The organism is Roseobacter litoralis Och 149 (assembly GCF_000154785.2).
GTDB classification, from domain to species: domain Bacteria; phylum Pseudomonadota; class Alphaproteobacteria; order Rhodobacterales; family Rhodobacteraceae; genus Roseobacter; species Roseobacter litoralis.
In genome coordinates this window covers 47,524-63,532 of sequence record NC_015729.1, presented here as the reverse complement: position 1 = coordinate 63,532, position 16,009 = coordinate 47,524, and the positions used below count along the sequence as shown (strand labels likewise).

The following is a 16,009-nucleotide window of genomic DNA, read 5'->3' as shown; positions in this document are numbered from 1 at the left end:
CAGAAAAATAGCGACGATTCGTATCTACGCAGGTCTTCGAAAGGCGGTCCGACCCTCAGCCGTCTTAGTTAATGATATGTTATTATTAGTTACAAGGGATATGTGTTGTCGGAAAAAGGCGTGTATTCAACATGTTCTGTGCTCTTTCTAAAGGAGTGCCGACTCTGAAACCCCGATAGGGTGACTCTGATCCCCCGTTTGAGTGACTCTGAAACCACAAAGCTCTTCCGGTTTTTCTGGACGCAGTTATCCACAGGCTTTAGGGTCCGTGTAAATGAAACCCCGAAAGGCAATCGGGGCAAATATGGGCCTGCCAACGTGCAGTTCCTTGAGGCAAATCCTAAAAGGTCGGGATCAACCCGGTCGGAAAGTGAGCAGGCATGAGCGGGGCAAACCCGACGGGCAGCGCGATGGGTCAGCCCATCGGACAGAGTGATTTTTTCGTGTGCGATTTTTTTGCAGCCGTTCCCAAACACGACCTGGCGGCGATGGAGCATCCGTTGTTTTCGCTCTCGACGCGGCCTGACAGGCGCATTCTGAACTACACCCACAATGATGCTGAAATCACCATCACCCCCAGCGTGAAGGGGCGGGCGACGATCTTTGACGCGGATATTCTGATCTTTTGTATCAGCCAGCTGATGGCCGCGATCAACGCGGGCAAAAAGACCTCACGGCATCTGACGCTGACGGCGCATGATTTGCTGCTGGCCACGGGGCGCGAAACCTCAGGCGATGGCTACAAGCGGCTGCGCGATGCCTTTGAACGGTTGGCAGGCACGCGCATCACCACCAACATCACCACTGGCGCGCTGGAGACGACCAGCGGCTTTGGTCTGATCGAGAGCTGGGAGATCGTGCGGCGCACGCGGGCAGGGCGCATGGTGAGCGTCAGCGTGACCCTGTCGGAATGGCTTTATCGGGCGGTGTTGAGCAAATCGGTGCTCACACTCAGCCGCGACTATTTTTCCTTACGCAAACCGCTGGAGCGGCGGCTTTATGAGTTGGCGCGCAAACACTGCGGCCGCCAGCCTGTGTGGCGCGTGTCGGTGGAGACCTTGCTGAAGAAATCCGGCTCGACCTCTCCCCGCCGGGTGTTTCGCGCGATGCTGCGCGAGATCATCACCCGCGACCCGCTGCCGGAATATACGCTGGTTGAGGAGCCGGGCGATATCATCGCCGTGCGCCCCCAGACGCTGGTGGATCTGCCCGACCGCGCGCCGCAGTTGTCGCCAGAGGCGCTGGAAGAAGCCCACCGTCTGGCCCCCGGCGCGGATATCTACGCGCTGGAGGCCGACTGGCGCACCATGTGGGCCACCAGCGGCGCCCCGCGCCTGTTATCCCCCGACAAGGCGTTTCTGGGCTGGGTGAAAAAGCGTAACAGTCCGCGGCGGTAAGGATAAGCGTAATGCGCGCCACTGATGAGAGAAAGTGCGACCTAAGCGCCCCCTTTATCTTCTGGATAAAGGGGGCGCGGGTCGATCAGCATGGCGGTGATCCAGCCTGTGACAAAGCCGCCAAAGTGGGTTTGCCAAGCCAACTGACCACTCATCGCCCACCACATGGTCATGTTGAGGGCGATCAGGAGCGCGACGGCCTGTGCGACGGGCAGCAGGCCCTGCTGAAACGTGAAACGATCCACATACATCCATGCCAGCAGTCCCCCGGCGAGCCCAAAGAGGGCCCCTGACGCGCCGACCATTGGTTGCAGCCCTGCAGCAAGGACAGCATAGCCCGCCCCACCACCAAAAATCGAAGCGATGTAGAGGATGGAAAAACCGCGCAAGCCGACTCGCAAGATGACCGCCGCCCCCAGCGACCACAGCGTTATCATATTGACGATCAGGTGGATCAGCCCTCCATGCAGAAACCCGTAGGTGACGAACATCGCATAGGACTGGAGAGTGTAGTTCGGGTTCCAATCCTTAAGCAGGCCGGGCCAGAAGCCGCCGTATTCATAAGCCATCCCCCGTAGTCGCTCTGGCTGAACCAGACCGAGGTCGCTGAGTTGCAAAATCCCTTCCAGAACGCAGCAGACCACTATTAGGACAAGCAAAAGACTCCGACCCGGCGTATTTTTTTGCGCGGCGAAAGCTGTCGCTGGTGAGAAGGCGTTATCTTTGGTCATATTTGACAATGAACGGCGTGGATGTAGCTTGGCAAGGGGCAGATCAGGGATTCCAGCTAAAGTTTCGTTGTAATCCGATAAAGACCGTATTGGAACTGCGGTCCGCTTCGTTGTCCGATGTTGAAAGGGTATGCGATACACCGCTCACGAGCCCCCAATCGCGGGTCAGGGCGTATTGATAGGACAGGCTCAGGCTGACCCGGCGCCCGTCATCGGCAAATTCACCCAATTCATTGCGGTCGAAAAGCGAGAAATCCGCCCCAATGCTCGACAGGCTGTTGATCTGCTGCTGGTAGCCGGCGTTCAACGTGGTGTTGACCTGTTCCTGATTGTCGCTGTCGGTGTTGACCCGCTGGGACATGCCAAATGTCAGCTGGCCCGTGGGCAGCGCATAGCTATAATCCACGTTCACCAAGGGCTCAAAGCTGCTGGTTTCGCTGCTGGTGCCGCCCAGAGAATAGGACAGCGCGGCCCGTTTCGACAGATCCATCGTCCGGTCGATGGTGAAGAATGAGCGCCGACCGTCGTCGTTGGAGCTGACATCCGAGCTGAACGTCGCCCCGATCGTGCCGTTTGTCAGATCCTGCGTCAGCCCCGCGCTAAAGCTGACACCGTCATCCGTGCCGGTCTCGTCCCCACTGCGTTCGATGCTGTCGTAGCTTGCCGCAAAATCACCGCTCAGCGTGGGGGAAAATTCCAGTTCGACGCCCGCGCCAAAGCCTGTTGTTTCCCGGCTGGTGCCGTTGCCCTGTGCATCAAAGTCACGGTATTTCGTCGTTAACCGGGCGATGATACGCGGATCGATCCGAAAATTGATCTGTGCGGATGTATCCAGCGTGCTGCGGTCCGTCAGGTCCGGATCCTCGGTGCCGCTGTAGCGCAGCTCGCTGTAATCCAGCGAGAAGCTTGCGCCAATGGGGGCTTCCACCCCCACAGCACCCGTCAGTCCAAAGCCATAGTTCTGCCGCGTGCCACTGTCCTGATTGATGATCCTGCCGTCGGTGTCGAAATCATCATCAAAGAAGGAAGAGCTGGTGTCGGACTCGCGATATCTGAGGGATGTGCCGATATTGGCGTTGCGCGTGGCCCGGTCATAGCCCAACCGCACAAAACTATTCGTCAGATCCACGCTTGAGCGGTCGTTGCGCCCTTCTTCGATATCCGTGCCGAGGCTGAGGGTGAAATTCTCAAGCGGTGTGGCGCTTTCCAGATCGAAGGCTAATATCGTGCGGCCAAAGAAATCAGGATCATCCTCTACTTCAAGGTCGGGGTTGTCGCTGTATTCAAGCCGCTGGGTGACATCGAAGCTGGCGGTGATGCCGGGGGGCAGGGCCTCCTGGGCATGGGCGGCAATGCCGATGCCGCACAGGGCTGCAAACGCGCCAACCTTGTGGCGCGCGCGGCCTGTATTCATGATGTGCCTGTGCGAATGGGTCTTATTCGAACAGACGCCGTTCCGGTACCAGAATGACATCTCCGTCCTTCAGCTCGATCACATTGCTCGCGGTCCCGTTTGCCAGGGCCTTATAATTTAGTGTTACGACGTTTTGCACGCCGGTTTGCCGGTTCGTGCGGCGCAGTTGGATGCGCTTGACGGCGGCAAAGCGCGTCACGCCCCCGCCAACAGCAATCGCCTGCAACAGGGTTGTGCCGGGTTTGACTTCAAGCAGGCCGGGGGTGTTGACCTCTCCCAGAAAATAGACGTCGATCATGTCGCTATCCGTGGCCTCCTGCACATTCGAGGCGGATGGAATGACCGAGACGAAAACCGTGGGCGGGTTTGCGAAATTGGACTGGATAGCGGTCGTCACATCGCTTTGGATCTGTACAGCGGTGCGACCGCTGGCCCGCACGGTGCCCGCAAAGGGAAAGTTGAAACGTCCATCGGGCAAAACTATGACGGACCGGTTGAGACTGGCGTCTTCGAGCACTTCGATGTTCAAGCCGTCACCGGGTTGCACCCGGTATTCCGATTGCGCCTGCGCCATGCTGGCCACCAGTACCAGAACCAGCCCCATGAGAATATTTTTGACATTTTGCATCGTCGTTTCTGCTCCATTGCAGCTTTGGGCCATCATCTATTGCCAGCCCCTGCATGAAAAGAACTGATTAAGCTCAGGTAAAAATTAGTCAAAAATGTAGTTATGACGTCACAGGCTCGCAGGATCCATGATTTCAGCCCGATCACCTGCCCCACGGGGGAGCAGGCGCAAAGCTCTGGCCTAGGTGGATCAACCGGTCAGTTTTCCGTGGCAGCGATGAGGTTGCGGGCTTCGATCACCTGTTCGCGCTGGTCACCAGGGCCGGCAATCTGCACGACCTTGCGGAACTGCGCTAAGGCATCTTCGGGACGTTCCAGTGCCTCATATGCTTTGCCGAGGTGATATTGAACAAGCGGGTCGTTGGGCAGGCCCTGCGCTGCGCCTTCAAGATAGGGCAGGGCCTCTTCACTTTCGCCGCGCCGGTGCAGGATCCAGCCGAATGTATCTTGCAGGGCAGGGATTTCAGTGTCGCGGAAACGCCGTGCCACGGCCCAGGCACGATCAAGGCTTGCCTCGTCGGTGCGATAGGTGGTCAGCATGCTTGCCAGATTGTTGGCCACGATCACAGAACTTGAATCGCGCGCATAAAGCGACTCGTATATTTCGATTGCACCGTCGATATCCCCGGCGCGTTCCTTGTAGGAGGCACTTGCCCAAAGCAGATTGCCGTTGTCGGGCGCCGCCGCAAGGGCCTCGTCGACGATGGCGCTGGCGCTGGTGTCACCCTCAAGGCGTTGCGTGACCCGGGCCAGTTCAAGCCAGACATTTGCGGCTTGTGGTTCTGCGGTCACGACCTCGCGGTAAATCGCTGCCGCCCCCTCGGGGTTGCCTGCCGCCGCCTCGACGGAGGCTGCAATGGCGCGCAAGGCCAGATTATCCGGGTTTTCCGCGTTCAATTCTTCGGCCAGCAGCAACGCACCGTCAACATCGCCTGTCCCAAGACGGACGCGCAGCAGTTCAACCTGACTGTTCAGGGTCGCATCATCAGAAGAGGCGATGCCTTCGATATAGCTGATCGCGTCTTCGACGCCGTTGCGCACACTGATCAATTGCGCCTCAAGCCGGGTGGAGGCTTGTTGCGCGGCAGGAGTTTCGATCCCACGCAGGGTGTTAACCACCTGTTCGGTCCGTCCCATGTCCTCCATGCGCAGATATAGGTTACCCAGTGCGGCCAGCAAGTCGACGTTCCGGGGGGCCAGCCGCAGGGCAGGGAGCAGCGTATCTTCTGCGGGCAGATAGCGTTCCTGCTCGATCAGCAATTGCGCATAGCGCAGGCTTTCCGCAGGCGCATTGCCGGAGGCTTCCACGGCCAGCGCCAGAAAATCCTGTGACAGTTCGGGACGCCCTGAACGGGCATAGGCCTCGGCCATCAGGCTCATGGTTTGCGCATCTTCCGGGGCGCGGTCCTGCGCCAGCCGCAGGTTGTTGATCGCAGCCTCTGCCTCATCGGCGCGGATCTGCCAGGAGGCCTGCATCTTCAAGGCGGCGGGGTGCCCTTCGTCCGCGACCAGAACTTCTTCGACCTGGGCACGCGCGCCTACTTCGTTGCCGGTGCTCAGCATCATGCTGGCGAGGGCAACCTTGATGTCATTGGTCTGCTCTGACGGCTCTGCGCCTTCCAGAACGCCCTCAAGCTCCATAATGGCCTCAGTCGTTTCACCTTGGGCAAAGATGATGCCGGCCCGGATGGTCTGGAAGGGCACCGGGTCTTCTTCTTCGACAATGGCGGCGTCAAGTTCTGCCAGAGCCGCCTCCGGACCTTGCGTCTGGAGCAGGTAATTGACCAGATCCGCCAGAGGGGCGTTATCATCAGGAGCCGCCCTGTCCGCAAGTTGGCGCAGAAAGGCTTCGGCTTTGTCGTTTTCTTCGCGTGACAGATAGAACCGCAGCAGCATCTGCTTGGTTTCGACATCCTCGGGGAAGCGTTCCACCATGCCCAGCAACTGAGTTTCGATGCCTTCCATGTCATCATTCTGTGACAGGATGTTGAGCCGCTGACGCCAGTAGAGCATATTTTCCGGCTCACGTTCCAGCAGCCAGTCCAACTCGATCAGGGCCTGTGTCATGTCCCCGTTGAGCAGCAGGGCATCCAGCACCAGCTTGCGCAGCATCACATTGTCGGGCAACGCGCCCAGCAAGTCTTGTGCGGCACGCGCCTGTTCGCGCCGTGCGGGATCATCATTGGCCAGAGAAGCCGTGCGATAAGCCAGTGCAATGGCGATGGCCTTGGCGCGCGTGTCATCCGGTGCAAGCTCAACCGCTCTGGTGCCGTGGCGTTCCAGTTCTTCCCAGTTGGCGCCGTTAAAAGCCATCTCGCTCAGTAGGATGCGGGTTTCCGCATCATCTGGGTATTGCTCGGCAAGGCGCAGGAACTGGCCATAGGCACCGTGTATGTTGTTCTCCTGCTCCAGAAGTGTCGTGGCGAGCAAAGATCGTGCCTCGCGGTGGCTGCCGTCGAATTCGAAAACATTGCGCAGCTCGACCATGCCGCGCTCGTAATCGCCGCTTTCAATCAATTTCAGGCCGCTCTGGTAATATTCCTCAGCGCGTTCTTCGGATGATTTGCATGCGCTCAGCGCCATCGCAATGACTAATATGATAGGAACACTTTTAAACAATCCAGCTCTCCGCACTACATCAACATCCTCTTTAAAATAAAAGTGCTAACAGTTTATGCCAGAGTGATCTCATACACCAGAACATTGTACCTAGAACATCGTCCATTTACTCTGCAACATATCCGGCGGCCTTGAAGAGGTTTCGGCACTCGTTTGGTGGGAAGAAGTCACAGGTTTGGGCGACAGATTGAAAGAGCGCGTCGAATGTGTGGGCCTTGAGCCGTCGCAGGTGTGAGCTACCCCTCGAAATTCGGACACTGACGTAAGCTGCAAACTGTTGTCTGTTGATCTTCAACACTAAGGAGATTGACGATGTCGAAACGGAAGCAACATCACCCAGAGTTTAAGGTCAAGGTGGCGTTGGGAGCGCTGAAAGGCGAAGAAGAGGTCAGCGAGCTGGCCAGTAGGGCCGGGGTTCATCCGACGATGATCCATCAATGGAAGCGGGCTCTTCTTGAAGGCGCGTCTGGTGTATTTGAGTGTGGTGTCTGGAAGGCACCGGAAGTCGATGAAGGGCGGGCCGAAGACCTGCACGCCAAGATTGGGGAGTTGGCCGTCGCCAATGATTTTTTGTCCAGAAAGCTCAAACCTTGGACCGGCAAGTGAGGCGTAAGATGATCGAGCCCACCAATGCCGACTTGTCTATTGGCAAACAATGCAAGCTGCTGTCGATCTCGCGGTCGTCATTTTACTATGAGGCGCGACTGTTCTTTGATGTGTGCCAATGTCACCAGATCAGACCTTTGTCTGCGGCTGGCAGGGCGGCTGTTGCTGTAAATGCTATCGAAGGAGCGGCATCCAAACCGTGACAGGTCCAATCTGTGTTTGACGTGGCTCTATGGGCCAACACGACTATATTCTTATGCTGGCTCTTGCTGAGCTGCCGGCTCTGCCTGGCCTAATGGCCACCGCGCTGTCTTCCATGATCTTGCGCAGCCAGTTCACAGAAAACTCAGTTTGGTGATTTCGCGTTCGAGGTAGGCTTCTCATGAGTGCGCCGATCCTTCTGGAACCATCGGCTCGGCGTCGAGAAGCAGATCCCAAAATCGGCCACAACCTGTTTGCGTGGCAACCTGTCCGTTATCTTTGTTCCGAGACCGTGCCCACGTTTAAATACGCATTCAGAATAGTTCCCAAAACATTGGTTTGTTCGGCAATTTCACGTTCGCAGGTGTCGAATTGGCTGTAGCGTGTCGAATTAGTGCGCGCGACGATGAGGGCGCAATCAACGTTTTTCAGGAAGGCACGTGTGTCATCGTTGACCAGTACTGATGGTAGGTCAAAGACCATAATATCAGGTTTGTATTCCCTCTCGATGTGGTTGATAATATCCGCGGTTTCTTCAGCTAACAGTAGCCGCGTGGGATCACCTTCTGCCGCAAGTGACATTGAGACCGCTACGTTATCGCCGATTCGTAACGCTTGATCATTAAATTCTACGCGCCCGGCAAGCAGGTCGCCGATACCATGAGAGGGTGTTGCTCGGAAAAACGAGTGAACCGAAGGATCACGCAGATCCAGATCCATCAAGATAGCGCGCAGATCTTTTTGCCTGCCAAGACCCAATGCCAGATTGCACGCCGTGGTAGTTTTCCCAGAATTCGGCATTGGCGAGGTAATCGCCAGCCGTTTCCAGCCGTTCTGGCGCATCTGCAACAGGACCTTGGTGCGCAGTATGTCGAAGGGTGCCGCACTTGGTCCTGCCTGTCGGGTAACGACGCGGTGCTTGCTCAAATGCTGATCAGAGACGTCAATGGGAGTCAACGCCTCCCATAAGTCGGTTTGGAGTCCCTTATTTTTCTTTGTTCGTGAGGTACCATCATAATGCGTTTGGTGGGCCATAGGAGACGTAGGATTACGGGCCTCGCGGGCTTTTTCCAAAGCAGCTTGTAATTTTTCCATACTCTTTAGCCTTTTATTCTAACCAAGCCCCAGACGGGACAAGCCCTTCTGTACGATAAGCTCTAGAGAAAGATAATTAGTGTCTATATACCAAAGGGCTAAAGGAACACTTATCAATACAAACATAGTGGCACCGATGATGCTGGCGCGGCGTATAAAACGTCGCCTGGGGCTTTCCATATAGGGGATCGTTGCTATCAGGGTGATGTCGAAGCGACTCATCAGCTCTGCAGGGCGACGGATGGTGCGGTTAAGAAGCTCGAGCAAAACAAAATACACGCTGGCGAGTCCGATCCCTGCAGCGGCACCGGCAATTGCGATCAAGGGCCGGTTTGGGCCGGTTGGCACATTGGGAATCGTCGCGCTTTCGATGATGGTGATGCGCTGGCCTTGCGCCGTGGTTTCGATCCGTTCACTCATCTGAGAGGCGTTCAGGTTCAGCACGGCGGCGTTATAGCGGCTTTCGATGATCCCATATTCACGCTCCAAACCGTTCAGAATGATGCCATTGCTGGAACTCCGGGTGATGGCTTGTTGCAACTGTTCAAGCTCTGTTGTCGTGGTCGCGATGTCCCGTTCAATGAAATCTAGTCTTGTATCGATCTCAGCGAGGGTCGCCGTTAGGACTGGATCCTCGACAGAGATATCTTCCTCGGGTGTCAAAGTTGCCGCTTGATCCGCTGCGATGCTGGTCTCAATTCTCTCCACTAGAGCGCGCAGGCGGATGATGTTGGGGTGGGTTTCAGAATAGCGTAACAGCTCCTGATTAAGCTCTGCCTCGACATTTCTCAGGCGCTGTTCATCGGCGGTTAGGGTCCTTTGGTTTTCCCGCTGCCGCACTTCTCCTGTTGCCTCATAAACCTTGAGAATATCTTCGCGCTGTGCCTCATAGATGCTGCGTTCGCTTTCTAGTCTTTCCAGCCGTTCCTGCAGCAGTGTCTGTCTCCCCAGTCGGTAGCTCTGGTTCTCGGGAAGGGCTGCCACGTTGTCAGATTTGAACTGGGAAATTCTGGCACTTTGCATGGCAAGTTCCTCTTCCATGCGTTGAACTTCCTGCTGGAAAAATTGCAGCGTGTTTGCCGCCCGCGAAATGCGGAAGCTGGCGTTTTCGTCCAGAACGATGGTAACATATTCATTCACCACCGCCGCGGCGATACGGCCCGAACGTGCCTCGAACACGATGCGCAAAATCGTTGCCTGATTACGGCCTTCACTGCGCCGGATCTGTGTTGCTTGCCGCATCGCCAGCTCAACCTGATCAGGGTCCATTTCACCAATGTGTTCAAAGACATTTAGGCGATTGGCGATATCAATCAAGTTAGCGCGCGTCAAAAGCCTTTCCTGAATAATGTCAAGCTGTTCCAGCGCATCGGTCTGAATGGTCGAGCGGACCATCTCATCCGGGATCTGGGGCGCTTCGACCAGCAGGCGGGCCTCTGTCGACCACGTCTCGGGCAGCTTTAGCGCAGTGATCACTCCAAGGCCTGAGCCCAGCAGCACGAACAGCATCATCACCGGCATGCGGCGCACAAGAAGTTTCCAGTAGAATGCGATATCCAGATTCATTCTGCAGCCTTTTCAGGAAGATCCACCCGGTCGGTCAGGACCAGCAGCGGGGGGGCCGGTTTCAGAATCAGCCCGTCACGGATCAGCTCGTTGAGGATCGGCTTGCCGACAACCGTATTGCCCGCACTTGCCGCATAAACCAGCGCGAGATCGCACAGCTTGTTGATCGACCGCGGAATGCCTTCTGCCTCAAGGTGGATATGGCTCAGGGCAGGGGCGGTGATTTCATCCCCCGTGCCACCGACCCGTTGCAGACGGTGTTTGATATAGGCCACGCTGTCGGCGCGCGAAAAAGGGGCCAGATGATAGGTCGCGGTCACACGTTGGGCAAACTGGCGCAATTCAGGGCGCGAGATCAGATCGCGCAGCTCCGGCTGGCCGGCCAGGATGATCTGCAACAACTCGTCCTTGCCCGAATTGATGTTGGTCAGCATGCGCAGCTCTTCGAGCATCTCAGCGCCCAGGTTCTGCGCCTCATCGATGATCAGCACCACATGGCGCCCTGCGGCATATTCACTCACGACAAAGTTCTGGAAATGCTGGAACAGCGACACGTAATCTGTCTCAGACGGCAAGGCGACATCCAGCGCATTCAGCACCCAACGCAACAGATCGCCCCGGTCTCCCTGTGCGTTGGACACCAGACCCAGCGTGATGTCGTCATCCACTTTCCGCAGCAAAGCCTGCAGCAGCATCGTCTTACCCATCCCGACCTCACCGGTCAGCATCGTCAAGGGGGCATGCGTCATAAGCCCATATTCTAAAACGGAAAACGCGCGTGTGTGAGATTTTGACAGGAACAAGAAATCAGGATCGGGCGACAAGGAGAAAGGTCGCTCGCTGAAACCGAAATGTGTATTGTAAAGTTCAGCGGCCATAGCTCTGAAACTTTATCCTTATCCTGATACCGACAGCAAAGACGTAATCATCTTGCTTAATAGTTACCAGAAGGGGCTTTATTGCCAAAATAAGTATATTTCAAGGCGCGCATCTCTCCGAGTGTAGCGATATTGCTCCAAAATTTGATTCGAAAATACCGGCGGAGCAGGCCGACTGTTAACGCGTTAATTCTTCTCGCCTGACAATTAGTCACCTTACATGATCAATTTTTTCTACCTCTGCGGGTAAAATATTGATTTAAGCAAAAATTTCTATCAATTCCCCTAAAAATTTACCAAACAATGCTCTCTGGGCTATGCTTGGTACCAGACAAAATGCTAATAATTTTCTAAGTCGCATCTGGAAGACTTTATTAGGCATTTTTGCGCATGTGTTCTGTAATTAATGTTGTGTAAGTAAAAACGATGCGCGTTGTGTGTAACAGTATTTGGAGCCGGATCATTTAGTCCGGAAGTGTATATGACATTACATTTTGCGCCGCACGTTGTGGAGATTAAAGAACAGTCTCAGCAGATTCAGAAGCCAGAGGTGGCGTCCGGACCTGTGACCGGTGTTTACCGGGACAAGATCAAGCGTTTCTCTGATGTCGTAGCGACTTTAATCATAATACCTATTATATCACCTGTTATTGCACTCATGGCTTTGATCATCGCGTTTGACGGACATAGCCCGTTGTATTCACAACTGCGTGTTGGCAAGAACGCTCGGACCTTTCGAATCTGGAAACTGCGGACCATGATCTATGATGCAGATGATTTGCTTGAGGCGCATCTGGCCGAAAACCCCGAAGCCCGCGCCGAATGGGACAGGACTCAAAAGCTCAAGCATGATCCGCGGATTACTTTTGTCGGGCGTGTGCTGCGCAAAACCTCGATCGATGAGCTGCCCCAGTTGCTGAATGTGCTGAACGGTACGATGTCTCTTGTAGGCCCCCGCCCAATGATGGTGTGCCAAAAGGCGGCCTATCCCGGCAAAGGCTATTACCGTTTGCGTCCCGGCATCACCGGCCCATGGCAGGTGTCCGACCGTAATAAGGTCAGCTTTTCAGACCGCGCCCGCTATGATGATGCATATTATCAGGACGTTTCGTTCAAAACCGATATCCTGCTTTTGCTGCGTACCGTACTGGTCGTACTACGGGGAACCGGGTATTAGGCGTTTAATATCTACTCTTTGGTCTAAACCCCCTGTCTTTCAGACGGGTGCGCTTTAGCACGAAAAATGGTCCTATGTTCGTATTCCATGGGGAGGCATTGCGTCTACTACCACCTCGTTTGGTCGACCAAGTATAGCCATAAGGTGCTGCAGGGCGACATCAAACTGCGGGTCCGCGATATCTGCCGTCAAGTCTGTGAGCAGAGTGGCGTCGAGATCATCCGCGGCGTGCTCTCAAGCGACCACGTCCACACGTTCGTGTCAGTCCCGCCGAAACTGGCGATTAGCGACCTAAAGCGTTTCGACATTAACCTGAGACATATCCTGCAGCCTTGAAGTAGTTCCAGCACTCGGTCGGGTCGTAGAGATCGCAAATTGCTCCGATGGCCTCGAAGACCTCTGTGAAAGTTCTGGCCCCGATCTTTCGAAGATGGGCTTTCAGCTTTGAGAAGGCTTGTTCGATGGGATTCAAGTCCGGCGAGTATGGCGGCAGGTAGAGGAACCAGGCCCCATCGGAAGGTTTGTGCGTAGGATTACTCTAAGCAAAAACTGTGGACGAACATTTATGTTCGTTTGGTTTTGGACCTGTCGCGCTTTCGTGCCGCCCCAAGTGCTCGTTTAGGCCAAGTCAACCTTCGACAAACTTGGCGCGGATCAACCTAGCATTCATTCGAGCACGTCCTCTTTGATCTGATCCAGTATGTCTGTTCTGCTTGGCCATGTCTCTGGGCCGATATGGAGATGGCAACCACATCTCGTTGGGTTACGTATGCGTATTATCGCCTAAGACAACATACGCAGGTCGGATACGTGTGATCACTTCTTAAAAACTGCAGGATATGAAACCGATTGAAACAGACCGGCTCTAATCCAGTTTCTATTTTCGGTTGCTGGTTGGTATGCGCATGTACCGTCTATCCTTGAGTCGTGTAGTGGTCTCCTGCGGTTTCAAGTGCATCTGTTTTTGCAGCGGTAAGACACGCGCATAGACAGGGTGTCGCCGGAGTGACTCGGTCGCATTGCTAACGTCCAGAACTGCCTCACTTTCGGGGTTTTGCTCTAAAAACCAGACGCCGGACCCTAAAAGAAAAGCAAATAGCGAAAAGGGTGCTGACCAGATATGCACCGTCGCCAACGTGAAACAGACTCCGACCAACGTAAACACCCACCCGCGGCGCAGCAGCAACAGCGTCGTGTCTTTATCAAAAACCTTGCGCCCCACCTTCCAAATCAGGATGAAGTAGCCTGATGCCAGAAACGTAAATCCTGGAATGCCGTAGCGCATTGCTGTCAAAAGCCAGAAATTATCTACACTCGATCCCATGAAACGTGGGCGGACCCAGTCTTGGAAACCTAGCCCAAAGATCGGATTGGCCCAGACGTTCACCATCCCCCACTCAAAGATGTAAAGCCTTGTGTAAGCGGTTTGTGCAGAGAAGGTTGCATAAGTTAAAAATACCCGCATCGGCGTCCGGGTGGAGATCAAATCTACAGTGATATATGCCAGAATGACCATGATCAGCAGAAGCGTCCAGCGCGCCTGCATCCGTGCAAAGGCCCAAGACCAGCCGATCATAAAGAACTGCAGCAACATCGCGAGCAGCGCGCCGCTGGAGAGCGCAAAAAACGTGCAAAGCGCGATGATACCCGTACGGAATACCCTCTGTGGTCCGGCCAATTGCCCCTGTAGTGCTACATAAGTGAGCGGAACCGCGGTGGAACAGACGAGACCATATAAGATCGGGTGAGCGAAAACGACCTGAACCCGTTCCAGCCCCCAGCGCGTATTGTTGTTGTCGCTAGGACTGCGGACGCCAGGAATGGCATCGGCGATTGTCATCAGGATGGCGTTTCCGGTGACCTGTTCAATCAACACCGGAATGATGGTCAGCGCAACCAGAAGGCTCCATGCCTTACAGAACCCAAGAAAACTCTCCTTGTCGCGGATACAAGCGCGGGCCACCATATAGCCACCCAGAAACTCCATCGAGGTGGAGCCCGAGTTTTCAATGACCATTTCGGGATTATTGACCGCCAATGCGACGCTGACCCAGACCAGATACAAGATGAACAGGATGTCTGTCAGGCAGATCCGACCATATTCACCCCTGAGCATGTTCACGAACAGAAAGGGGGTCAGGATTAGCAGATAAAGCCGCAACGGCGACATCGCCAACGGCCCCAAGTCAAACCCCCATGGCAGGAACAGAAAGATGATATATAACAGCACTAGCCGCGGCACCCGCGATGTGGTTAGTGCTGCGGCAGGCGTGCCGCTAAGCGCTGTTGCACTTTTGAGGGGAGGAGCGTTGGAAATCATCCCTGCGCCTCAGTTTTCCTGCAGCCGGGTGGCGCCCAGACCCGCTTGATCTGCTTCTCCGCCAGCTCTGGTACGGAAATTATCCAGCGCATAAGGGGCTGCTGCCAGGCCATTTTCAAAGACGCGCGTGTAATGGCCAGGTTGCATCAAGGACATGTCCTGAATAGCGAGGTTGCCTACCACACGCCATCTTTGCCCAGTGACGCGGATTGCGGGCGCGACATTGTTCTGCAGTGTCACATTCACCGATTTATCTGCCACCTTGATCCGAGGCATCCAGTGTTTGGGCCCGCGGCCTGAGGGTGGGGGGATTTGTCCGCGTCGCGGTGCGCGGATCAGCGTGTTGTTGCGGATCGTCAGCCCGTCGGTTTCCCCTATGGAAATGCCATGCAGGTGGCCATTGATGATCACATTATCTTCTATCAGGATATTACGGTAAAACATCGCGCGACCTTTCCCTTGGCTGTCAACCGCTTCATTGCGCATGAACAAAGACTGGGTGTGATCGCCCGCCCCAATGTTGAGTACATTGCCCCGGATTATAATGTCGGTCGTTGGCGTTTCTGCGCCATTGGTCCAGAACTGGATCATGTCTGCGTGATCGCGGGCCTCCATATTCCGGCGAAAGTCATGTACGTAGTTATTTTCAATCAACAGGTTCGTCACCTTGACAAAGTTCATACCATCCGACCGCATGCCTGACAGATCATTACCACGTACAATGTTTCCATTACCTGAACCCATGGTCAGGCCTCGATAGAAATTTTTGAACATATTGTTTTCGATCCTGATGTCATTGCTGTTGCGGATACTCAGGCCCAGCCCAGCACCGTACCCGTCGCCTCTGATGCCCGTACCGTGGGCATTGTCCCCGTCGAACACTGAATCTGTGATAACGATGTTGCGCGCATTCTTTATTTCAAATGGCCGCTCCTTGAAGCTCCCGGATGTTGCACGATAGTCGAATAAAATCTGCTGAAAGACCATGTTTTGTGCATCGTTCAGACGCAGCCCGGTAAAGATCGCTGGCTGTTGCGAATCCTTCGAACGCAGTGTGACGGGGCCTGGGAAACGAGGGTCGACCTTACCTTTAGGCCACAAAGCCAGAATGCCGTATTCGCCGCCCTGCAGGACAAGTACATCACCTGCTTGTGCCACCCTGAGTGCGCCTAGAAGCCCGTCATCGTCCCGTACAGCGATCTCTCGAGCCTGCGTTATAACGGCACAGAGCATCCAAATTACAATACATCCGATCGTACGTGCTACACGGAGGCCCGGGCGCAGGACAGCTGCCTTTGGAGCGGATCGGTAGGTCGTTGTATGAAGCATTGGAATACCACTCTGTCTGTCGATGCGGTTGCTTTAATATCCAAAGGGA

At 55.1% G+C, this 16,009-nt stretch carries 12 protein-coding genes and 2 pseudogenes; 4 read left to right on the top strand and 10 right to left on the bottom strand.

Annotated features, from left to right (window positions below):
- Window positions 1-380: 380 nt before the first annotated feature.
- Window positions 381-1,397 carry a replication initiator protein A gene (locus tag RLO149_RS22810; protein WP_013959979.1) on the top strand — a complete coding sequence of 339 codons (1,017 nt, stop codon included), beginning with the start codon at window positions 381-383 and terminating at the stop codon, window positions 1,395-1,397.
- Between the two features lie 41 nt (window positions 1,398-1,438).
- Here the strand turns inward: RLO149_RS22810 and RLO149_RS22805 are convergent, their stop codons facing one another.
- From RLO149_RS22805 to RLO149_RS22790, 4 genes are all read right to left on the bottom strand, one after another.
- Complete coding sequence (locus RLO149_RS22805; protein WP_245538208.1) at window positions 1,439-2,014, bottom strand: rhomboid family intramembrane serine protease; 576 nt, start codon at window positions 2,012-2,014, stop codon at window positions 1,439-1,441.
- A 157-nt stretch (window positions 2,015-2,171) separates the two neighbouring features.
- Window positions 2,172-3,542, bottom strand: coding sequence for a hypothetical protein (locus RLO149_RS22800; protein WP_245538207.1), 1,371 nt, complete (start codon window positions 3,540-3,542; stop codon window positions 2,172-2,174).
- 22 nt (window positions 3,543-3,564) lie between these two features.
- Window positions 3,565-4,170, bottom strand: a complete 606-nt coding sequence (locus tag RLO149_RS22795; RefSeq protein ID WP_044025835.1) for a polysaccharide biosynthesis/export family protein — start codon at window positions 4,168-4,170, stop codon at window positions 3,565-3,567.
- A 197-nt stretch (window positions 4,171-4,367) separates the two neighbouring features.
- Complete coding sequence (locus tag RLO149_RS22790) at window positions 4,368-6,788, bottom strand: tetratricopeptide repeat protein (RefSeq protein WP_245538206.1); 2,421 nt, start codon at window positions 6,786-6,788, stop codon at window positions 4,368-4,370.
- Window positions 6,789-7,100: 312 nt separating this feature from the next.
- Between RLO149_RS22790 and RLO149_RS22785 the strand changes: the two genes are divergently transcribed.
- The gene (locus tag RLO149_RS22785; RefSeq protein ID WP_013959974.1) at window positions 7,101-7,394 is read left to right on the top strand and encodes a transposase; all 294 of its coding nucleotides are present in this window, start codon (window positions 7,101-7,103) and stop codon (window positions 7,392-7,394) included.
- A 474-nt stretch (window positions 7,395-7,868) separates the two neighbouring features.
- Here the strand turns inward: RLO149_RS22785 and RLO149_RS22775 are convergent, their stop codons facing one another.
- From RLO149_RS22775 to RLO149_RS22765, 3 genes are read right to left on the bottom strand one after another with little or no spacing between them, the layout of a single operon-like run.
- Window positions 7,869-8,690, bottom strand: a complete 822-nt coding sequence (locus RLO149_RS22775) for a CpsD/CapB family tyrosine-protein kinase (protein ID WP_013959973.1) — start codon at window positions 8,688-8,690, stop codon at window positions 7,869-7,871.
- 18 nt (window positions 8,691-8,708) lie between these two features.
- Window positions 8,709-10,256 carry a GumC family protein gene (locus RLO149_RS22770; RefSeq protein WP_013959972.1) on the bottom strand — a complete coding sequence of 516 codons (1,548 nt, stop codon included), beginning with the start codon at window positions 10,254-10,256 and terminating at the stop codon, window positions 8,709-8,711.
- Window positions 10,253-11,134: an ExeA family protein gene (locus RLO149_RS22765; RefSeq protein WP_013959971.1), complete on the bottom strand. Its 882-nt coding sequence runs from the start codon at window positions 11,132-11,134 to the stop codon at window positions 10,253-10,255. The genes RLO149_RS22770 and RLO149_RS22765 overlap by 4 nt, the downstream gene beginning before the upstream one ends.
- A 481-nt stretch (window positions 11,135-11,615) precedes the next feature.
- On the opposite strand from RLO149_RS22765, the gene RLO149_RS22760 reads away from it, so the two are divergent.
- Both RLO149_RS22760 and tnpA read left to right on the top strand, forming a co-directional pair.
- A complete protein-coding gene (locus RLO149_RS22760) occupies window positions 11,616-12,311 on the top strand; it encodes a sugar transferase (protein ID WP_044025833.1) in 696 nt (231 codons plus the stop codon).
- A 66-nt stretch (window positions 12,312-12,377) separates the two neighbouring features.
- A pseudogene (tnpA, locus tag RLO149_RS22755) lies at window positions 12,378-12,611 on the top strand (IS200/IS605 family transposase); the annotation flags it as partial.
- 7 nt (window positions 12,612-12,618) lie between these two features.
- Here the strand turns inward: tnpA and RLO149_RS23415 are convergent.
- From RLO149_RS23415 to RLO149_RS22745, 3 genes and pseudogenes are all read right to left on the bottom strand, one after another.
- Window positions 12,619-12,822 (bottom strand): annotated as a pseudogene (locus RLO149_RS23415) (transposase); the annotation flags it as partial.
- Window positions 12,823-13,188: 366 nt separating this feature from the next.
- On the bottom strand, window positions 13,189-14,328 hold the full coding sequence (locus RLO149_RS22750; protein ID WP_217517521.1) for an O-antigen ligase family protein: 1,140 nt from the start codon (window positions 14,326-14,328) through the stop codon (window positions 13,189-13,191).
- Window positions 14,329-14,640: 312 nt separating this feature from the next.
- Window positions 14,641-15,789 (bottom strand): right-handed parallel beta-helix repeat-containing protein, encoded by a 1,149-nt coding sequence (locus RLO149_RS22745; RefSeq protein ID WP_044025832.1) that lies wholly within the window; start codon window positions 15,787-15,789, stop codon window positions 14,641-14,643.
- Between the last annotated feature and the right edge of the window lie 220 nt (window positions 15,790-16,009).

Coding starts and splice junctions, on each gene's coding strand:
- RLO149_RS22810 (WP_013959979.1), top strand. CDS start 381: ATGAGCGGGGCAAACCCGACGGGCAGCGCGATGGGTCAGCCCATCGGA.
- RLO149_RS22800 (WP_245538207.1), bottom strand. CDS start 3,542: ATGAATACAGGCCGCGCGCGCCACAAGGTTGGCGCGTTTGCAGCCCTG.
- RLO149_RS22795 (WP_044025835.1), bottom strand. CDS start 4,170: ATGCAAAATGTCAAAAATATTCTCATGGGGCTGGTTCTGGTACTGGTG.
- RLO149_RS22785 (WP_013959974.1), top strand. CDS start 7,101: ATGTCGAAACGGAAGCAACATCACCCAGAGTTTAAGGTCAAGGTGGCG.
- RLO149_RS22775 (WP_013959973.1), bottom strand. CDS start 8,690: ATGGAAAAATTACAAGCTGCTTTGGAAAAAGCCCGCGAGGCCCGTAAT.
- RLO149_RS22770 (WP_013959972.1), bottom strand. CDS start 10,256: ATGAATCTGGATATCGCATTCTACTGGAAACTTCTTGTGCGCCGCATG.
- RLO149_RS22765 (WP_013959971.1), bottom strand. CDS start 11,134: ATGGCCGCTGAACTTTACAATACACATTTCGGTTTCAGCGAGCGACCT.
- RLO149_RS22760 (WP_044025833.1), top strand. CDS start 11,616: ATGACATTACATTTTGCGCCGCACGTTGTGGAGATTAAAGAACAGTCT.
- RLO149_RS22750 (WP_217517521.1), bottom strand. CDS start 14,328: ATGGTCATTGAAAACTCGGGCTCCACCTCGATGGAGTTTCTGGGTGGC.